Annotated in this window: 19 protein-coding genes; 12 read left to right on the top strand and 7 right to left on the bottom strand. The window is 62.8% G+C overall.

Annotated features, from left to right (window positions below; all coding sequences use genetic code 11):
• Positions 1 to 32: 32 nt before the first annotated feature.
• Positions 33 to 1,934, bottom strand: a complete 1,902-nt coding sequence (locus ASE85_RS16370; protein ID WP_056690718.1) for a ribonucleoside-diphosphate reductase subunit alpha — start codon at positions 1,932 to 1,934, stop codon at positions 33 to 35.
• 511 nt (positions 1,935 to 2,445) lie between these two features.
• On the opposite strand from ASE85_RS16370, the gene ASE85_RS16365 reads away from it, so the two are divergent.
• Together ASE85_RS16365 and ASE85_RS16360 are read left to right on the top strand one after the other, a co-directional pair.
• On the top strand, positions 2,446 to 3,966 hold the full coding sequence (locus ASE85_RS16365; RefSeq protein WP_056690716.1) for a fumarate hydratase: 1,521 nt from the start codon (positions 2,446 to 2,448) through the stop codon (positions 3,964 to 3,966).
• A gap of 260 nt (positions 3,967 to 4,226) precedes the next feature.
• Positions 4,227 to 4,472, top strand: coding sequence for a hypothetical protein (locus ASE85_RS16360; protein WP_056691278.1), 246 nt, complete (start codon positions 4,227 to 4,229; stop codon positions 4,470 to 4,472).
• 84 nt (positions 4,473 to 4,556) lie between these two features.
• Here the strand turns inward: ASE85_RS16360 and ASE85_RS16355 are convergent, their stop codons facing one another.
• A complete protein-coding gene (locus ASE85_RS16355) occupies positions 4,557 to 5,036 on the bottom strand; it encodes a GAF domain-containing protein (protein ID WP_056690713.1) in 480 nt (159 codons plus the stop codon).
• Between the two features lie 94 nt (positions 5,037 to 5,130).
• Here ASE85_RS16355 and ASE85_RS16350 point away from each other — a divergent pair, with 94 nt between their 5' ends.
• Positions 5,131 to 6,204, top strand: a complete 1,074-nt coding sequence (locus ASE85_RS16350; RefSeq protein WP_056691276.1) for a DUF3667 domain-containing protein — start codon at positions 5,131 to 5,133, stop codon at positions 6,202 to 6,204.
• Positions 6,205 to 6,234: 30 nt separating this feature from the next.
• A complete protein-coding gene (locus ASE85_RS16345) occupies positions 6,235 to 7,152 on the top strand; it encodes a DMT family transporter (RefSeq protein WP_056690710.1) in 918 nt (305 codons plus the stop codon).
• A 48-nt stretch (positions 7,153 to 7,200) separates the two neighbouring features.
• Here the strand turns inward: ASE85_RS16345 and ASE85_RS16340 are convergent, their stop codons facing one another.
• The gene (locus ASE85_RS16340; protein ID WP_056690708.1) at positions 7,201 to 7,776 is read right to left on the bottom strand and encodes a hypothetical protein; all 576 of its coding nucleotides are present in this window, start codon (positions 7,774 to 7,776) and stop codon (positions 7,201 to 7,203) included.
• A 124-nt stretch (positions 7,777 to 7,900) separates the two neighbouring features.
• On the opposite strand from ASE85_RS16340, the gene ruvA reads away from it, so the two are divergent.
• From ruvA to ASE85_RS16315, 5 genes are all read left to right on the top strand, one after another.
• The gene (ruvA, locus tag ASE85_RS16335) at positions 7,901 to 8,509 is read left to right on the top strand and encodes a Holliday junction branch migration protein RuvA (protein WP_056690705.1); all 609 of its coding nucleotides are present in this window, start codon (positions 7,901 to 7,903) and stop codon (positions 8,507 to 8,509) included.
• Positions 8,506 to 8,778, top strand: coding sequence for a hypothetical protein (locus ASE85_RS16330; RefSeq protein WP_156358388.1), 273 nt, complete (start codon positions 8,506 to 8,508; stop codon positions 8,776 to 8,778). Before ruvA ends, ASE85_RS16330 begins: the two co-directional genes overlap by 4 nt.
• Entirely contained in the window at positions 8,771 to 9,790 is a 1,020-nt protein-coding gene (ruvB, locus tag ASE85_RS16325; RefSeq protein WP_056690697.1) for a Holliday junction branch migration DNA helicase RuvB, read from the top strand. Before ASE85_RS16330 ends, ruvB begins: the two co-directional genes overlap by 8 nt.
• 241 nt (positions 9,791 to 10,031) lie before the next feature.
• Positions 10,032 to 11,777: an AMP-dependent synthetase/ligase gene (locus ASE85_RS16320; RefSeq protein ID WP_056690695.1), complete on the top strand. Its 1,746-nt coding sequence runs from the start codon at positions 10,032 to 10,034 to the stop codon at positions 11,775 to 11,777.
• An 82-nt stretch (positions 11,778 to 11,859) separates the two neighbouring features.
• Entirely contained in the window at positions 11,860 to 12,627 is a 768-nt protein-coding gene (locus ASE85_RS16315) for a 3-keto-disaccharide hydrolase (protein WP_056690692.1), read from the top strand.
• Between the two features lie 16 nt (positions 12,628 to 12,643).
• Here the strand turns inward: ASE85_RS16315 and ASE85_RS16310 are convergent, their stop codons facing one another.
• From ASE85_RS16310 to ASE85_RS23150, 4 genes are all read right to left on the bottom strand, one after another.
• Positions 12,644 to 12,964, bottom strand: a complete 321-nt coding sequence (locus ASE85_RS16310) for a HigA family addiction module antitoxin (RefSeq protein ID WP_056690689.1) — start codon at positions 12,962 to 12,964, stop codon at positions 12,644 to 12,646.
• Positions 12,936 to 13,217 carry a type II toxin-antitoxin system RelE/ParE family toxin gene (locus ASE85_RS16305; protein WP_056691272.1) on the bottom strand — a complete coding sequence of 94 codons (282 nt, stop codon included), beginning with the start codon at positions 13,215 to 13,217 and terminating at the stop codon, positions 12,936 to 12,938. Before ASE85_RS16305 ends, ASE85_RS16310 begins: the two co-directional genes overlap by 29 nt.
• A 109-nt stretch (positions 13,218 to 13,326) precedes the next feature.
• On the bottom strand, positions 13,327 to 15,510 hold the full coding sequence (uvrB, locus tag ASE85_RS16300; protein ID WP_056690684.1) for an excinuclease ABC subunit UvrB: 2,184 nt from the start codon (positions 15,508 to 15,510) through the stop codon (positions 13,327 to 13,329).
• A 493-nt stretch (positions 15,511 to 16,003) separates the two neighbouring features.
• Positions 16,004 to 16,318 (bottom strand): hypothetical protein, encoded by a 315-nt coding sequence (locus ASE85_RS23150; protein WP_156358387.1) that lies wholly within the window; start codon positions 16,316 to 16,318, stop codon positions 16,004 to 16,006.
• A gap of 572 nt (positions 16,319 to 16,890) precedes the next feature.
• On the opposite strand from ASE85_RS23150, the gene ASE85_RS16290 reads away from it, so the two are divergent.
• The 3 genes from ASE85_RS16290 (at position 16,891) to ASE85_RS16280 (ending at position 19,145) form a co-directional block, all read left to right on the top strand.
• Positions 16,891 to 17,451, top strand: a complete 561-nt coding sequence (locus tag ASE85_RS16290; RefSeq protein ID WP_082462903.1) for a DUF3617 domain-containing protein — start codon at positions 16,891 to 16,893, stop codon at positions 17,449 to 17,451.
• Positions 17,451 to 18,359: a hypothetical protein gene (locus tag ASE85_RS16285; protein ID WP_235523600.1), complete on the top strand. Its 909-nt coding sequence runs from the start codon at positions 17,451 to 17,453 to the stop codon at positions 18,357 to 18,359. The genes ASE85_RS16290 and ASE85_RS16285 overlap by 1 nt, the downstream gene beginning before the upstream one ends.
• A gap of 267 nt (positions 18,360 to 18,626) precedes the next feature.
• On the top strand, positions 18,627 to 19,145 hold the full coding sequence (locus ASE85_RS16280) for a DUF3617 domain-containing protein (protein ID WP_056690676.1): 519 nt from the start codon (positions 18,627 to 18,629) through the stop codon (positions 19,143 to 19,145).
• The last annotated feature ends 288 nt before the right edge of the window (positions 19,146 to 19,433 follow it).

Genomic DNA, 19,433 nt, shown 5'->3' with positions numbered 1-19,433 from the left:
CGGCATAGACCGTCGCGCCCGGCTCCAATGCCTCACTGGCAGGCAAGACACTCGTCATAGTCGGTAGTCTCGCCGATCTCGAACTTGGGGGCGTCGATCGTGTTGTCGGCCTCCACCCCGCCGGCGAAGCCCGCGCGCTGCACGCTTTTCGAGCGCAGATAGTAGAGCGACTTGATACCCAGTTCCCACGCGCGGAAGTGGAGCATGAGCAGATCCCATTTTTCCACGTCGGCCGGGATGAACAGGTTCAGCGACTGCGCCTGGTCGATATAGGGCGTGCGGTCGGCGGCCAGTTCGAGCAGCCAGCGCTGGTCGATTTCGAAGCTGGTCTTGAACGTGTCCTTTTCTTCCGGGGTCAGGAAGTCGAGATGCTGGACCGAGCCGCCCTTTTCCAGAATCGAATTCCATACCGCGCTGCTGTCCTTCGCCTTGGCGACGAGCAGCTTTTCCAGATAGGGATTCTTGATCGAGAAGCTGCCCGACAGCGTCTTGTGCGTGTAGATGTTCGCCGGGATCGGTTCGATGCAGGCCGACGTGCCGCCGCAGATGATGCTGATCGACGCGGTCGGCGCAATCGCCATCTTGCACGAAAAACGCTCCATCACGCCCTGGTCGGCGGCGTCGGGGCACGGGCCGCGTTCCTGCGCCAGCATCATCGACGCTTCGTTCACCTTGGCGTTGATATGCTTGAAGATGCGCAGGTTCCACGACTTGGCCATCGCGCCTTCGAACGGGATGTTGCGCGCCTGCAAGAAGCTGTGGAAGCCCATGACGCCCAGGCCCACCGAGCGTTCGCGCATCGCGCTATATTTGGCGCGCGCCATTTCGGGCGGGGCGCGGTCGATATAGTCCTGCAACACATTGTCGAGGAAGCGCATGATGTCTTCGGCGAAGGTCGGATGATCCTTCCACTCGTCCCAGGTTTCCAGGTTCATCGACGACAGGCAGCAGACCGCGGTGCGATCATTGCCCAGATGGTCGCGACCGGTCGGCAGCGTGATTTCCGAGCAGAGGTTGGAGGTCGATACCTTCAGCCCCAACTCGCGATGATGTTTGGGCATCATGCGGTTCACCGTGTCGTTGAACACGATATAGGGTTCGCCGGTCGCCAGGCGCACTTCGACCAGCTTCTGGAACAGGGCGCGCGCGTTGACCGTGCCACGGATCGACTGATCCTTGGGGCTGCGCAGATGGAAGTCGCTGCCGTCGCGCACCGCTTCCATGAATTCGTCGGTCAGCAGGACGCCGTGGTGGAGGTTCAACGCCTTGCGGTTGAAATCGCCGGACGTCTTGCGAATCTCCAGAAACTCCTCGATCTCCGGGTGCGAGACGTCGAGATAGCAGGCGGCCGAGCCACGGCGCAGGCTGCCTTGGCTGATCGCGAGAGTCAGCGAATCCATCACCCGGACGAAGGGGATGATGCCGCTGGTCTTGCCGTTAAGGCCCACCGGCTCGCCGATGCCGCGCACATTGCCCCAATAGGTGCCGATGCCGCCGCCGCGCGAGGCGAGCCAGACATTCTCGTTCCAGGTGTTGACGATGCCTTCCAGGCTGTCGTCAACACTGTTGAGATAGCAGGAAATAGGCAGGCCGCGGCCGGTGCCGCCGTTGGACAGGACCGGGGTCGCCGGCATGAACCAGAGGCGCGAAATATAGTCATAGACGCGCTGGGCGTGGGCGGCATCGTCCGAATAGGCCGCCGCGACGCGGGCGAAGAGATCCTGATAGGATTCGCCGGGCAACAGATAGCGGTCGTTCAGCGTATCCTTGCCGAATTCGGTCAGCAGCGCATCGCGCGACGAATCGGTCACCACCGGGAAACGGCGCGCCAGAACGGTCGAGGAGGTCACAGGCTCAGCCTTGGGGGCTTCGACCTTGGCCAGCACGGCTTCCACCGTCACCGCCGCCTTCGTCTCGTCCAACAGATCGTCCATTACAGTCGCCACATCGCCACCTTGTCCACTATCTCTAAAATCCATGCGAGCCCCCGAATATACATATTCAGCAACGCCAGCTTCCCTTTCCCAACCCGCCCAAAAGAAGGTCCGTCATCAGAAAATTCCGCATAAATCGGCGCGTAATTGGCTTGCTGCATCGCGGCAATTGCACAACCCGTTGGGGCTCCTCACTGCGTCGCGATACCAGATAGTGGGTTGTATGCCGGTTCCCGTCAATAGTTATAAGTCAGGTGAGGCCGCTAAAAAAAAGGGGGCGCAGAGCGGCTCGGCGGGTTTCCGTGGTCAAGTGCATTTTTATGGAAATGCGACGAAAATAGACTTGCCACGCAAAACCGTAACAATGGGATTTGGGCTGGCCCAAAATTGGGTCGCAGCAAGGCGTTGCGAATGCGTGTCACTGGACTTGGCGCCGATTCCCTACTAGCCGCTGCCTCTTGCAGGACACCGCCGTGCAGAGGCGGGCCGCCAGAGATAGGGACCAGGGTAGATGACGCTCATCAAAACCGCCGACCTCATCGAGAGCGTCGCCGACGCGCTCCAATATATCAGCTATTATCATCCGATGGATTACATCCGGGCTTTGGGCACCGCCTATGAGGCGGAAGCCAATCCGGCGGCCAAGGACGCCATCGCCCAGATCCTGACCAACAGCCGCATGTGCGCTGAAGGCCATCGCCCGATCTGCCAAGACACCGGCATCGTCAATGTGTTCGTGAAGTGGGGCATGGACTGCCGGCTGGACGATAACAGCCGCTCCATGCAGGAGGTAATCGACGAGGGCGTGCGCAAGGCGTATCTGAACCCCGAAAATCGCCTGCGCGCGTCGATCCTGAAAGATCCTGCCTTCAGTCGCCAGAATACCAAGGACAACACGCCCTGCGTGCTGAACGTGGCAATGGTGCCGGGTAACAAGGTGATCATCGACGTCGCGGCCAAGGGCGGCGGGTCGGAGAACAAGACCAAGTTCAAGATGATGAACCCCAGCGATTCGATCGTCGACTGGGTGCTGGAGATGGTGCCGCAGATGGGCGCGGGCTGGTGCCCGCCCGGCATGCTGGGCATCGGCATCGGCGGTACGGCGGAAAAGGCCGTGGCGCTGGCCAAGGAAAGCCTGATGGAACCCATCGACATGGGTGAACTCAAGCTGCGCGGTCCGCAGAACAAGATCGAAGAGATGCGGATCGAGATTTTCGACAAGGTCAATGCGCTGGGTATCGGCGCGCAGGGTCTGGGCGGGCTTTCCACCATATTGGACGTCAAGATCTACGACTATCCCTGCCATGCGGCGGGCAAGCCGGTGGCGATGATCCCCAATTGCGCCGCGACCCGTCATGCGCATTTCACGCTGGACGGGTCTGGGCCGGCCTATCTGGAGACGCCCAAGCTGTCCGACTGGCCGCAGGTCGACTGGAAGCCGAGCAAGGAAGCGATCAAGGTCGATCTCGACACTCTGACGCCCGAAGTCGTGCAGAGCTGGAAGCATGGCGACCGGCTTCTGCTGAGCGGGAAGATGCTGACCGGCCGCGACGCCGCGCACAAGCGGATCAAGGACATGTTGGCCAAGGGCGAGTCCCTGCCGGTCGATTTCAAGGGCCGCGTCATTTATTATGTCGGCCCGGTCGATCCGGTGCGTGACGAGGTGGTCGGCCCGGCCGGTCCCACCACCGCGACCCGCATGGACAGCTTCATGGACATGATGCTGGAACAGGGTCTGGCCGCCTGCGTCGGCAAGGCCGAGCGCGGTCCGGCCGCGACCCAGAGCATCAAGACGCACAAGAGCGCCTATCTGATGGCGGTCGGCGGCGCGGCCTATCTGGTGTCGCGTGCGATCAAGGCATCCAAGGTCGTGGGCTTTGCGGATCTGGGCATGGAAGCGATCTACGAATTCACGGTGGAGGACATGCCCGTCACCGTCGCCGTCGACAGCGAAGGCCAGAATGTCCACCGCCTCGCCCCGCTGGTGTGGCAGGAGAAGATCAAGCGCGAGAAGCTGCTCGAAGGCGCGTGAGGTTCCCATCCTCCCCATCGCAGGATGGGGAGGACGACCAGCGCAGCCGGTGAATCTCGATGTCGTGTCGCGGCATATCGTCGAACGTTGCGCATTTTCCGCTCCACCATTGCTGCGCAACGTCAAGGCCAGTCACGCCTCCTGTTCGATCAAGCCCCGCTTATCGCGGAGAATTGGAAAGTGACTGATCGTGATCAAGGGCAGGAACCCTTGTCACTTTCGCCGCATTCTCCACGGCGCCCCAATCGCCGGAGATGCCCATGTCCTTCACTCAACTCGACCCGCCCCTGCCCGTCCATGTCGAGGGCAAGGGGAAAGGCTATGCCTTTGCCGTCATCGACTATGGACAGGAACATAATCTGATCTGGGTGACGGGACTGAGCGAGTCCGGCGAAATCTGGTGCGCGCCCAATCCGCTGGTGCGGCTGGAGAGCAACTGGACGATGGGCCGCAAGACTGCGGCAACGGCAGCGGACAGGACGATGCGGCTGGCGGGCAACACATAGGAGGCGGTGACGACTGGGCCCTGGTCCATGCCGTCACGGCGAACGCGTCGAAGCAATGGCCCAGCAGACTGATAACATTTCGCCTTAAGCCGTAGGAGGCGAACGCACTTCCAGCAAGGTGGCGATCTGCGCCGCATAGGCGCGCAGCGTTGCGATCACCTGCGGCGTCGCGATCCTGCGGCGTGCCGGGTCGATCGCACAGAGCGTGCCATAGAAATCGCCGTTCGACAGGAAGATCGGAAAGGAGGCGTAGCTTTTGAACCCGTAGAGGATCGGTATCGGATGGGTGCGCCAGTCGGGTTCGGCAGAGGCGTCGTCGAAGACCACCGCGTGGCCATGTTCGCGTATCTCGTTGCAGATGGTCGTTGCGACCGCCAGTTCACCGCCCGGCGTCAGGCCGAATTCGATCTTGTCCAGCACCTGGCAGGCGATCCAGCGATCCTCCGTCACGCGCGCGACCGCCGCGAATCCCATGTCGGTCAGGCTACAGATATCGGCCAGAAACGCGCGAATGGCATCCTGATCGCCATCCTCGACCGCCCGTCTGACAAGATCATCCTGCATGATTTATTCATGACGGCGACGGCGCGCCTTGTCCAGACGGACCATGTTCAAGGTGACTGGCAAGCATCATACACCGCTGATATCCTCTTTCCCCATGACAGGGGAAATCGAAGCAGCAGGTGACATGATCACCGGGGGCATGTTGGCGCGGGCGGTCGAGCCGGGGCACGGCGAGTCGGGGCATGGAAAAGCACAAGGGGAAGGCCATGGCGCCTGCCTCAATTGCGGCGCGACCGTCGATGGCCATTATTGCGCGAACTGCGGGCAGGCGGCGCATGTGCACCGCAGCTTTGCGGCGATCGGGCATGACCTGGCCCATGGCGTGCTGCATTTCGAGGGGAAGGTCTGGACCACCCTGCCCGAACTGGCGCTGCGGCCGGGCAAGCTGACGCGGCGCTATATCCATGGCGAGCGGGCGAAATTCGTGTCGCCCTTCGCCCTGTTCCTGTTCAGCGCCCTCCTGATGTACGCGGTCTTTTCGCTCACCGGCCACAGCGGCACGACCGACGCGGTCAAGGGCGTGAAGATGGACAAGGGCGCACAGGCCGAACTGCGCAAGGAGCAGGAACAGGCCGACGCCCATATCCGCGCGATCAAGGCGAAGCTGAAGGCGCCGGGCGTTTCGGCCGCGCGCAGGGAAGCGCTGACCGAGACTCTGGCCGAGGCGCAGGCGGATCGCCAAGGGCTGACGCTGGCGGGCGACCTGACAGATTCGCTGGTGGGCGAAGGGGTGAATGGCGGCATCGCCAGGACGGTGGGCAAGGCGGTGAGCGCCGCCGCGGAGAATCCCGAATTCGCCTATTATAAGCTCAAGGCCAATGCCTATAAATTCTCGTGGTCGCTGATCCTGATATCGTTGCCTTTCCTGTGGCTGCTGTTTCCGTTCAGCCGTCGGTTCAGGATGTACGACCATGCGATGTACGTCACTTATTCGATCGCCTTCATGTCGCTGCTCTTTTCGCTGTCGATGATCCTGACCGCCGTGCATGTGACGAGCGGACTGGTGACACTGGGGCTGTTGCTGTTCGCCGCCTGGCACATGTATCGCCAGTTGAAGGATGCCTACAGCCTGTCGCGCACAGGCGCGCTGCTGCGGCTGCCGCTGCTCTATGGTTTTGCGTGCGTGTCGCTTTCGCTCTTCTTCACGCTGATCGTGTCGCTGGGGTGACGCGGGCGGCCCGCCCTGTATAGGGGCGGCATGATTACCTCCCCCCTCTGGCTGCCCGCGACGCTGATCGCGGGTGCGGTGCAGGCGTGGCGCACCGCGATACAGCGCCGGGTCAGCCACAGCCTGTCGATCAATGCCGCGGGCCTCGTCCGCTATCTCTACGGCATCCCCTTCACGCTGCTGTTACTGGGCGGATACCGGCTGCTTGTTCCCGCTCCGCTGCCGACCATCGGGCCGCTCTTCCTGCTCTTCTGCGGTGCGGGCGGGCTGGCGCAGATCATCGCCACCAATTTGCTGATCATGGCGTTCAGGCATCGGAATTTCGTGGTCGGTACGGCCTATTCCAAGACCGAGGCGGTGCAGGGTGCGATCCTGTCGTTCCTGCTGCTGGGCGAACGGCTGCATCCGCTGGCCTGGGCCGGAATCGGGTGCGGCGTGATGGGGGTGATGCTGCTGTCGACCGGCGGCAAGCGGATGGGGCCGGGCGATTTCCTGCGTGCGCTGGGGCAGCCGGCGGCGCTGACGGGTATCGCATCGGGATTCCTCTTTGCGCTGACCGCGATCGGCATTCGCCGCGCGACCCAGAGCGTGGGCGGCGACGATCGCATCCTGGCCGCGCTGCTGGTGCTGGTGGTGACGGTGCTGGTCCAGACGCTGATGCAGGGCGCGTGGCTGGTGTGGCGCGAGCCGGGCGAGATGCGCCGGGTGCTGGCCAGTTGGCGCGTGTCGGGGCAGGTCGGCCTGCTGTCCGCAATGGGCAGCGCCTGCTGGTTCACAGGGTTTGCCACGGCGCCGGTCGCGCTGGTGCGGATCGTCGGCCAGATCGAGGTCGCCTTCACCATGGCGTTCGGCCATTTCTACCTGAAGGAACGGATGCGCGGCAGCGAGATCGCCGGCCTGATGCTGGTGGTGGGCGGCGTGGCGCTGGCCCTGACGGGGTCGCTATAGGGGCGCAGTCCCGACACATGCGCCCCGATGCTCTTGTCTTTGGGGCGGTTACAGAACGCCCGCGATCAGCCCCAGCCTCTGCGCCTCGTTCGCCTCCAGATACCAGTTCTCCGGCGCTTTCTGGAGCAATTCCTCCATCGTCACCTGCGATCCCAGAATCAGGTTGGCGAACCCCTCATTCTGGATCGCGATCGAAGATTCGATCTCGTTCAGCGTCGCCTTCAGCGTTGCGATGCAGGTAGACAGCGGCCCGGCCAACTGGATATTCTTGGTGATGACCCGTTCGTGGATCATCAGCCGCGTACCGCGCGTCAGATAGCGATTCTCCGCCGCGAAGAAGCTCATGAAGGTCGCCCCGGCCGAATAGACCGCCGTGCGCCCCATGAACACCAGCCGCCGATCGGGATAGAGGTCGGAATGGAAACGGATATCCTCGCCCATCAAACGGGCAATTTCCGGGTCGCCGCCCAGCGTGGAGAGTTCCACGATGACAAGGCCGGACTGCGGCGCGGTGGACAGGCAGTTCTTGAAATGCAGATACATGCCATGGTCGACGATGCCCGACAGCATGATCGAGGGAAATTCGAAATCCTTGGGCGACAGCAAGGGGGCAGTCATCAGCATGGGCAATCCTTTTTTCGGTAAGTTGGCCTGCACTACGCGCCAGCGGCGAAAAGGTGCCGCGCTTTGTGCTGGCGCGCGTCGCAGCAGGCTGTAAAGAACAGATCATGACCAAAGGGCGGAAGCTATGATCGCGAAACTCAAGGGGCTGCTGGATAGCACGGGCATCGACCATGCCATCATCGATGTGGGCGGGGTCGGCTATCTGGTCGGCGCGTCCTCGCGCACGCTCGCGGCATTGGGGCCGGTGGGCGAAGCGGTGACGATCCACACCGAAATGCTGGTCGCGGCCGACTCGATCCGCCTGGTCGGCTTCGCCCGCGCCGAGGAACGCGACTGGTATCGGCTGCTCACCCATGTCCAAGGCGTGGGATCGCGCGTCGCGCTGGCGATCCTCTCCGCGCTCGAACCATTGGAACTGCACCGCGCTGTGGCGATGGGGGACAAGGCGATGATCGCGCGGGCTAACGGCGTCGGCCCGAAACTCGCCCAGCGCATCGTCAATGAATTGAAGGACAAGATCGGCACCGCGCCGGCTGGCGGCCTGACCGGCGTAGGCGGCGTGGTGGCGCTGCCGACCGGCAGCTTCGCCGCCGACGCCCTGTCCGCGCTCCAAAATCTGGGCTTCAAACCGCATGAGGCCAGCGTCGCCGTGGCCGCCGCCGAAGAGGATCTGGGCGACGGCGCGAGTCTGGACGCGCTGGTCCGGCTGGCGTTGCGGAAGGCGGCGAAGTGACTTTGGCGCCGCCAGACATAGAGCATCGTCGCGACCTGATTTACGATGATGACGGCAAGGAGGTTGCGCAAATCTACAACCATCTCATCTACAGTTTTGGGAAGCCGACGCAGTTGGTGGCTCGTGCCTATCTGGATACGCCTGATAGCGTAGCGATCATGCAATCCGGCGTTATTCCGGACGATCTCATGGATTATTTGAAAGACCGTTTCTGGGTGATCGAGCAACTCGGCCGCGACGGTTACAAGGTCATCTGGCAATATGACTGACGACCGCCTTATCACCCCCGCGCGGCGTCCGGAGGATGTGGATGCAGCGTTGCGCCCCAAGTCGCTCGACGAGTTTGTGGGCCAGCAGGCCGCGCGCGAGAATTTGCGCATCTTCATTCAGGCCGCCAAGTCGCGGGGCGATGCGCTCGACCATGTGCTGTTCTTCGGACCGCCGGGGCTGGGCAAGACCACGTTGGCGCAGATCGTAGCCAAGGAAATGGGCGTGGGTTTCCGCGCCACATCCGGCCCGGTGATCGCCAAGTCGGGTGACCTTGCTGCGCTGCTCACCAATCTGGATGAGGGCGACGTCCTGTTCGTGGACGAAATCCATCGCCTGAACCCGGCGGTGGAGGAAGTCCTCTATCCTGCGATGGAGGATCGCGCGCTCGACCTGATGATCGGCGAAGGGCCATCCGCCCGTTCGGTGCGGATCGACCTGCCGCGCTTTACGCTGGTCGGTGCGACGACGCGACAGGGGCTGCTGACCACGCCGCTGCGCGATCGATTCGGCATTCCGGTACGGCTGCAATTCTATACGGTGGACGAACTGGAACTGGTGGTGCGCCGCGCGGCGCGGCTGCTCGACCTGGCCATTACCCCCGACGGCGCGATCGAGATCGCGCGCCGCTCGCGCGGGACGCCGCGCATCGCCGGGCGGCTGTTGCGCCGGGTGCGCGACTTCGCCCATGTCGCAGGCGCCCCCAGCGTCGATCGCAAGGTCGCCGATGCCGCGCTCATGCGGCTGGAAGTCGATCATCTCGGCCTCGACCTGATGGACCGGCGTTATTTGATGATGATCGCCGACATCTATCGCGGCGGGCCGGTCGGCGTGGAGACGCTGGCAGCGGGCCTGTCCGAAGCACGGGACACGATCGAGGAAGTGGTCGAACCCTATCTGATCCAGCTTGGCCTGATCGCCCGCACGGCGCGGGGCCGCTGCCTCAACGGGCCGGGCTGGAAACATCTGGGCCTCAATCCGCCAGCAGGCGGGCAGGACGGACTTTTCGATTAGAGCGGCTGATCCGGTTGCATGAGATCGGCTGCTCTAAGTTTTTGGTTTGCCGCGTTTTCCCAAGTCAGCTGGTGATTCCACCTGCCTGGAAAGCGCTCTAAACGCAATCAAAGGAAAAACATGGCCGTTACGGCAAGGCGTCATTATAGCCTTGTCTAACGCACAGGCGCGCATCAGACGCGTCGGAAACCGCAGGAGTCGAGCCTTGAGGGCCATCGAGAAATTCCCCAATCTGGTAACGATGTTCTTCACGCGCGCGCAGGAGAAGGGCGACGCCCCCTTCCTGTGGCGCAAGAGCGGCGGACAATGGCACAGCCAAAGCTGGACCGAGGTCGCGCATCAGGTCGCATCACTCGCCGCCGCGCTGAAGGCGCAGGGGTTGAAGCACGGCGATCCGGTCATGCTGGTCAGCGAAAACCGGCCCGAATTCTGTATCGCAGACCTTGCCATCATGGCCGCGGGCTGCATCAGCGTGCCGACCTACACCACCAACACCACGCGCGATCACCAGCATATATTGACCGACAGCGGCGCCCGCGCCGTCATCGTGTCGACCGCCAAGCTGGCGCAGGCGCTGATGCCCGCCGTCGTCCGATCGCAAGCGGCCTTCATCATCGGCATGGAGCCGCTGCGCGGCGCGCAAGGCACCTGCGACTGCCATTTGTGGAGCGAATTGCTTGCCGCCCATCCGGCGGATGTGGATGCGATCGCCGCCGCGCAGACCGCGACGACCCGCAACGATCAGGCCTGCATCATCTATACCAGCGGCACCGGCGGAAGCCCACGCGGCGTGATGCAGCATCATGGTGCGATCCTCTCCAACGTGGAAGGCGCGGGCAAGGTGGTGGCGGAGGATTTCGGCTGGGACGACGAGGTCTTCCTGTCCTTCCTGCCGCTGTCGCATGCTTATGAGCACAGCGGCGGCCAGTTCCTGCCGATGCTGCTGGGCGGACAGATCCATTATGCGGAAGGGTTGGAAAAGCTCGCCAGCAATATCGAGGAAACCCGGCCGACGATCATGGTCGTCGTCCCCCGCCTGTTCGAAGTGCTGCGCGCCCGCATCATCAAGTCGATCGAGAAGCAGGGAAAATTCCCCAATTATCTGCTGGCGCAGGCGATCCGCATTGCAGCGAAGGAGGCCGCGGGCAAGGGCAGCATGCTGGACGCGCCGATGAAGTTGCTGCTCTCGCGCACCCTCATCCCCAAGGTCCGCGCACGTTTCGGCGGGCGGATGAAGGCGCTGGTGTCGGGCGGTGCGCCGCTCAACCCCGATGTCGGTCTCTTCTTCCACGCGATGGGGCTGACTCTGTTGCAGGGCTATGGCCAGACCGAGGCCGGGCCGGTGGTCAGTTGCAACCGCCCCGCCGCCGGGATCGCCATGGATACGGTCGGTCCGCCGCTCGACGGCGTGGAGGTGCGGATCGCCGAAGATGGTGAAATTCTCGTGCGCGGCGAACTGGTCATGCACGGTTACTGGCGCAACCCGGCCGAAACCGAAAAGGCGCTGAAGGACGGCTGGCTCCATACCGGTGACATCGGCGAGATCGACGCGAAGGGGCGCATTCGCATCACCGACCGCAAGAAGGATCTGATCGTCAACGACAAGGGCGACAATGTCTCGCCACAGAAGGTCGAAGGGATGCTGACGCTCCAGAGCGAGATCGGCCAGGCGATGGTGCATGGCGACCGCCGGCCCTATCTCGTCGGGCTGCTGGTGCCCGACGCCGAATGGACGCGCGAATGGGCGACCGCGCAGGGCGTGGCGCTGGACAGCCTGGCCGCCAATCCCGCCTATCAGGCGGCGCTGCGCGCGGCGGTGGACCGGGTGAATGATGATCTGTCGGTGCTGGAGCGGGTCCGCCGCTTCATTCTGGCCGACGAGCCTTTCGCCATCGAGAATGAAGAAATGACCCCGTCGATGAAGATCCGTCGCCATGTGATCCGCAAACGCTATGCGGAACGGCTGGACGCGCTGTATAAGACGTAAGAGCGTCATGCGGAGGCTGGACGAACCGATTGCAATGCCGCAATACCCTATTGCCGATAATGCGAGGGGAGGCAGGCGACCGATGAGACTATTTGCGATCGCTGCCATGGCGCTGCTGATGGGCGCGGCGCCGGCGCCCGAACCCCAATGGCAACGCATCTTCGACGGCAAGACGCTTGACGGCTGGACGCCGAAGATCACCGGTCGCGCGCTGGGCGAAGACCAGCTCCACATGTTCATCGTGCAGGATGGCGCGATCCGCGTGTCCCATGCCAACTATCCGCGTTTCGACGGCGAATTCGGCCATCTCTTCTGGAAGACCCCGCTCGGCGCCTATCGCATCCGCTTCGAATATCGCCTGTTCGGGGAATCCCTGCCCGGCATCAAGGTGTGGCAGGCGACCAATAGCGGCCTGATGTTCCATGCCCAGCCGCCCGAAACCATTCGTCGCGACCAGGATTTCCCCGTCAGTCTGGAAATGCAGCTGCTGGGCACGCCGCGTCCGACGGAAGAGCCGAGCGGCAATGTCTGCACGCCCGGCACCACCGTTATTTTCGAAGGAAAGCGCGATCCGCGCCACTGCATATTGGCCAGCGGAGCGCCTTTGCCCGCCGGTCGCTGGACCAAGGCGGAACTGGAAGTGCTGCCATCGGGCGAGGTTACCCATTATATCGATGGCAAGGCGGTGCTGCATTACGCCGGTATCGAACTCGACCCGGACTTTGACGACGCCAAACCCCAGATCGCGGCGGCTGGCGGGGCGTTGCAGCTAAGGCAGGGCTATATCGCCCTGCAAAGCGAGGGCCATCCGATCGAATTTCGGAATATCGAATTGCAGCGACTGGATTGAGCAGGAGCGATGCGGGTCAGGCGGCGCGCGGGACGATGCGATCCAGTTCCCCGTTCAGCGCGCGCTTGGCTTCCAGCAGTTCGTACTGATCCTGCAAACGCAGGAAAAAGCCTTCCGACATGCCGAAGTAACGGCCAAGCCGCAGGTCGAGTTCGCCATCCATCGGACTATCACCATTGATAACAGACGCGACGCGATCCGGCAGGACGCCAATATCTTTGGCGATGGCGTCTACCGTCAGTTCCAGCGGCTCCATAAATTCGGACAACAGCATCTCACCGGCATGGGCGTTATGCAGCCAGTCGGGATCAGTGATAGTCTGCGATTTCGACGTCATGGGCACCATCGTCCTTCCAGACAAAGCATATACGCCATTGCATATTGATGGAAATTGAATGTTGTCCGGCCCGGTCGTCTTTCAGCGCATGCAGCCGGTTGCTGGGTGGATTGTGCAAATCTTCCAGACTTTCCGCAGCGTCGAGCATACGCAACCGCGCATAAGCCCTGTGCGCGATATCCGGTGGCAGCTTGCGGCTGCGCTCGCCGTCCCAGACTTTTTTGGTTTCGGAATCGGCAAGGGAGCGGATCATGACGGCATATTCCCACAAATCGATAATCTAATCTTTCGCAATGTGCGGCAGATTTGAATCGACCTTTACCGTCGTGATCAGATGGCCTCCTCTTGTGGAATTTCCGCTCTTACCGACCAAATTTCTTCTGCACCTTCCCATATCGCAATTTCCGTGTTCCCGGCTTCCCCTCGGTCGCCCGCCCGCGTGGTGCCGCGACCTGCTGCTCGTGGGGCAGGCCCAGTTCGTCCGCTTCCAGCTTGCGGATTTCGTCGCGGATGCGGCCGGCTTCCTCGAATTCCAGATCAGCGGCCGCGGCGCGCATCTTCTTTTCCAGATCCTCGATATAGGCACGCAGATTGTGGCCGACGAGGTGGGGGCGATCCTCCAGCCCCGTCTCGACCGTCACCTGATCCTTGCTCGACACATGGGCGATGATGTCGCCGATGCTGCGCTTGATCGTGGTCGGCGTGATGCCATGCTCCAGATTATAGGCTTCCTGCTTCTCGCGCCGCCGCGCGGTTTCGTTGAGCGCCCGCTCCATGCTGCCGGTGGTCCGGTCGGCATAGAGGATCACGCGCCCTTCCACATTGCGCGCCGCGCGGCCGATCGTCTGGATCAGCGAGGTTTCGGACCGCAGGAAGCCCTCCTTGTCCGCGTCCAATATCGCCACCAGCCCGCATTCGGGAATGTCGAGCCCCTCGCGCAGCAGGTTGATGCCGATCAGGACATCATAGACGCCCAGCCGCAGATCGCGGATCAACTCGATACGCTCCAGCGTCTCGACGTCGCTGTGCATGTAGCGGACCTTGATTCCGGCTTCGTGCATGAACTCGGTCAGATCCTCCGCCATCCGCTTGGTCAGCGTGGTGACGAGCGTGCGGTATCCCTGCGCCGCCACCTTGCGGCATTCGTTGATCAGGTCGTCCACCTGGTCCTCGACCGGCTTGATCTCGACCGGCGGGTCGATCAGGCCGGTGGGGCGGATCACCTGTTCGCTGAACACGCCGCCGGTCTGCTCCATCTCCCACGGACCGGGCGTCGCCGAGACGCTGACCGTCTGCGGCCGCATCGCGTCCCATTCGTTGAAACGCAAGGGGCGGTTGTCGATGCAGGACGGCAGGCGGAATCCATATTCGGCCAGCGTGATCTTGCGCCGGTGGTCGCCGCGCGCCATCGCGCCGATCTGCGGCACGGTCTGGTGGCTTTCGTCCACGAACAGCATCGCGTTTTCGGGCAGATATTCGAACAGGGTCGGCGGTGGCTCGCCGGGCAGGCGACCGGTCAGGAAACGGCTGTAATTCTCGATCCCTGCGCATGATCCCGTCGCCGCGATCATCTCCAGATCGAAATTGGTGCGCTGCTCCAGCCGCTGCGCCTCCAGCAGCTTGCCTTCCTCCACCAGTTCCTTCAGCCGCTCCGTCATCTCGAAGCGGATGGCTTCCATCGCCTGCTTGAGCGTCGGGCCAGGGGTGACATGGTGGCTGTTGGGAAAGACCTTCACATAGTCGAGGCTTGCGACCTTCTTTCCGGTCAGCGGGTCGAACTCGACGATATCCTCGATCTCGTTGCCGAAGAAGCTGACGCGCCAGGCGGTGTCCTCATAATGGGACGGGAAAATTTCCAGATTGTCGCCCTTCACGCGGAAATTGCCGCGCGCGAACCCCGCATCGTTACGCTTATACTGGAGCGCGACCAGCTTGCGGATGATCTCCCGCTGGTCCTCTATCCCGCCTTTCTTCATGCTGAAGGTCATGGCCGAATAGGTTTCGACCGAGCCGATGCCATAAAGGCAGGACACCGACGCCACGATGATGACGTCGTCCCGTTCCAGCAGCGAACGGGTGGCCGAGTGGCGCATCCGGTCGATGCTCTCGTTTACGCTGGACTCCTTTTCGATATAGGTGTCGGAGCGCGCGACATAGGCTTCGGGTTGATAATAGTCGTAATAGCTGACGAAATATTCGACCGCATTGTCGGGGAAGAAGCTCTTGAACTCGCCGTAGAGCTGCGCCGCGAGAATCTTGTTCGGCGCCAGGATCAGCGCGGGCCGCTGCAACGCCTCGATCACCTTGGCCATGGTGAAGGTCTTGCCGGAGCCGGTGACGCCCAGCAGCACCTGATCCCGCTCGCCGGCCAGCGCCTGTTCGACCAGTTCGGGGATCGCGGTGCGCTGGTCGCCCGAGGGTTCATAGTCGCTGACCAATGTGAACGGCCGGCCCCCTTCGCTCTTTTCGGGGCGCGCGGGGCGATGCGGCACGAAGCCTGCGCCGGTTTCCGGTTCATCGAGCGTGGTGCGGATCTGAATCGACATAGGGACGAATATGGGGGCTTTGGGCGCTGGTGCAATCGCGATCAGGGTTTCAGCTCGAACGCGCCTTTGGGCATGGGCGGATAGACGACCGGCTTGTCGCCGAAGCGGGCGCGCAGGGCGCCGCCACGGCGCTTGCCGCCCTCGTCATATGTTTCGACGTCGACCTCGTCGGAATAATGATAGTTGATCTCGAACTTTCCATCCTTGATCTCATATTCGAAGATCGACCAGCGCTTGATCCCGCCTTCCTCCGACTCGGCATACCAAGCTTCCCAAAGAAGATCGTTTAGAGCTTCGGTGTCATCGACATTTTTTACCGTCGACTTCCCATCTGATATCGAGTTGGTAAGGGCGTTTCGATGTTCCGTGGTAAAACGACTCGATCACCACGAGCACCTTATGCCCGGCGTGCAATTCTCTGGCCCATCCATCTTCCATGAGCCGACAGGCCCCGCGATTGAAACGCGCATCCTGTGCGAAATAGCGCGCTGCGTTAAATCCGATGCAGGTCGCGCGCTCTAGTTTTTTGTTTTCGCATCGTTTTAAGCGAAAAACCGGTTCCCACTTTTCCGCACGATGCTCTAGCCAAGCGGTCAGGCTTGCCTGCCGCCGCCTGATTGCGACGTGAGCGCACGACCTTTTCAGCCAAAGACAATGCGCCAAAGGTCGTCCGATTGCGCGCAACGACATCGATATGGAAATCATAGCCATTCTTCGTCTCACGCTTCCAGTTTGCATCGAGAATCTGGCTTTCCAGCGACGGCGCTTTGCTGGGGTCCGGCGGCAGGTTTCCGCCATGCCCCTCCATATAATGGGCCAGGCAGGCTTGGTGCGGCAGTTTGATCCGTTGTCCAACCCGCAAGGGCTGATCGAGGCCCTGCTGGTCGAGCCAAGGCCAGATCGCGCGCGGTCAGCCCCTGTCGTCGCGCGGCGATGCGGGAAAGCGGATCGCCCGGCTGCGCGATATGGATCACATGATTATTCGGATGATCCGCCCGATTGCGACTGCGATCCGGTGCGGCATCATCGTCTCGCGTCTTTCCAGACCCAGTCGTCGCCAGGCCAGCGGAACGGCCACCGGCTCCAAAATAACGCCCCTGCCCTGCATAGGTGAACCGCCCATTCTCCTCATCATGCCAAGGGTTGAACTTCACCTCGATCCGAGATGGCGCGAAACGACGTCCGGTACGCAGATAGAGGTTGAACGCGACCCTTTCCCCCGACATCGTCCGCTGCGTACAAACGCTCCCAAAGCTCGGCATTCGCTGTCTGGCAGAAGGATTGGAACAAATAACGAACATGTTTCATTTTGTCCCGCGTCATTGAACCGTCCGGCAGCGTTGATATGTTCGTTTCAGGACAGGAACAGGGAGAATGACGATGCACCGGACGGTCTTGATGCTTGCGGCTCTGGCGGGCCTTGCCGCCTGTGGAGAAAAGCCCGGTGACAAGACCGGGGACATCGCGGCCACCGATGCGATGAGCCGGCAGGCGGTGAAGGCGGAAGTCGACAAGGTGCAATTGAAGCCCGGCCAGTGGGAAGGACGCTTCACCGTCAAGGATATCGACCTGTCCGATATGCCCGGCGCGCCCGCCAATATGAAGGACCAGATGAAGAGCATGATGAGCCAGACCTCGCTCAAATATTGCGTCACGCCCGAGCAGGCCGCCAATCCCAGCGGCGAGATGTTTGCGGGGCAGGAAAACAAGGATTGCACCTATGGCGGGTTCGAGGCGACGGGCGGCGCGGTGAAGGGCCAGATATCCTGCAAGTCGCAGGGCAGTACGATGAACGCCACCATGTCCGGCACCTATGCGCCGGAAAGCTATGCGATGGACATGGACATGAAGATGGCGGGCGGCCCGCACAACATGACCATGGCGATGACCGCCCGGTCGGAAGGCAAGTGGATCGGCGACGCCTGTACGGAGGGCCGGTGATGCTGCGCCGGGCGGCGGGGCTGGTGCTGGCGCTGCTGCTGGCGCCCGTCCCCGTCCTGGCGCAGGAGGGCGAGACGATCGTGGTCGAAGGCCAGCGCCTGACCCGCGAGGAAGTGCGCGCCAAGGCCAATGATTTCGTCCGCAAGCTGGGCGTGGTGCAGGGCGACCGCAGCGTCGCCCGCTGGGTGGAAGGCGTCTGCCCCAAGGTGAAGGGCCTGTCGCCCGACCATGCCCGGATCGTCGTCAGCCGCCTGCGCGCGACGATCAAGGCGATCGGCGCGCCGCTGGCCAAGGAGAATTGCGACACCAATTTCCTGGTCGCCTTCGTCAGCGACGGCAAGGAGATCGTGTCGATCATCGACAACAAGACCCCCAATCGCATGGCGCAGGTGGAAGGGCCGGAACGGCGGGCGCTGCTGGACAGCGAGGCCCCGATCCGCTGGTGGTATATGATCGGCACCGGATCGGGCGATGGCGCGATGACCAGCACGACGCCTTCGCCCGTGACCGGCGGCAACAGCGAGGCCGGCGCCTCCATGCTGCCCGATGGCGTGCCGCAGGGCGGCTCCTTCGCGTCCAGCCTGATCCGTACCCAGGCGATCCGCATGCTGTCCGCCGCGACCGTCATCATCGACGTGAACCGGGCGGAGGGCGTCTCGCTCAATGCCGCCGCCAATTATGCCGCCTTCGTCGGCCTGAGCGAAGTACGCGGCCGGTCGCTGCCGGCGGTCCCGTCCATCCTCAACCTGTTCGCGCCACAGGACAAGGCGATCGACCTGACCGATTGGGACCGGCGTTTCCTGACCGAACTCTATGCCCTGCCGCTCAACCGGTTCGGCCGGTCGCAGCGTGGCCATCTGGTCAGGGCGCTGGTCGATGAGGATGGGGTGAATCATATTGCCGACTGACGCGCCGGATCGCTGCTGGCTGTGCGAGCGGCCGCTCGGACGGCGGCTGGAGTAGCACCATCCGCTGCCCAGGAGCCGGGGCGGACGGGGGGGGCCTGCCGCTGCCGTTGCGCGCCCGACCCGCCATCGCCCGCTTCCTGGCGTGGATCGCGGACGAGCCGGCCGACTTCCACGCACCCACCGGAGGGCCACGATAATTTCCCTTGCGCTCCGTGCCCAAGCGGTAGAGCCTTTGTCCGGTTCCTAGATAAGAACAGGGGAGAGGATATGCGAAAGACCTGGCATGCGGCCATGCCGCTGGCCCTTATATGCGGCAGTACCCTGGGCCTGGCCGGCTGTGGCAGCGACCCCGCCCCGGCACCCGAAGCGGAAGAGGCGCCCATCCTGATGCAGGCGGGGCAATGGACGCTGACCCGCAAGACCACCGGCTACAACACCCCCAGCGTGACGCCGGCCGAATATCAGGAAGCGTTGAAGCAGATCGGCGAGGACAGGCTGTGCATCGCCATCGACAAGGATGGCCTGCCGGACGCCGATGCGATCGCGGGCAAGGAAGGCACCGAGTGCAGCTATAAGGACAAGATGGCGCGCAAGGGGCGGTTGATCGCGACATTGAGCTGCAAGGCCGGTGCCGGCACGTCGGAGATCGCGGTGGAGGGCAATTATACCGCCGATTCCCTGACGCTGGGCACCACCATGACGAAGACGGAAGGCGGCAAGCCCGTCCTGCGCACCACTCATGACCTGACCGGCACGCGCACCGGCGATTGCACCAAGGCGGGCTGATCCGTCATCGGGGCCTAGGCTATCGGGCTTGCATGAGCGTCGCCGGCTAGCCTGTCCCTGCGGGGCTATCGGGATACGGGCAATGCGGCGGCGCTGCTGGATATGGCGGCGGGACCGGCCATGGCCAGCGCGGGCTGCGCGCCGGCAGTGGCGATCCCCCCATCCGCCTATGTTCGGTTTCTGGCGCGACCGGAGGAGGCCACCCGCCCGATCAGCGCCCGTAGCCCGTATCCCCGATTGCAATGTCGAGCAATGGACGCATGACGGCCACAGCGTCTCCGGCTTTGC

Origin of the sequence: Sphingobium sp. Leaf26 (genome assembly GCF_001421665.1) — a bacterium.
Classification (GTDB): domain Bacteria; phylum Pseudomonadota; class Alphaproteobacteria; order Sphingomonadales; family Sphingomonadaceae; genus Sphingobium.
The sequence above is the reverse complement of the archived record's forward strand: the minus strand, read 5'-3'. Positions and strand labels throughout refer to the sequence as shown.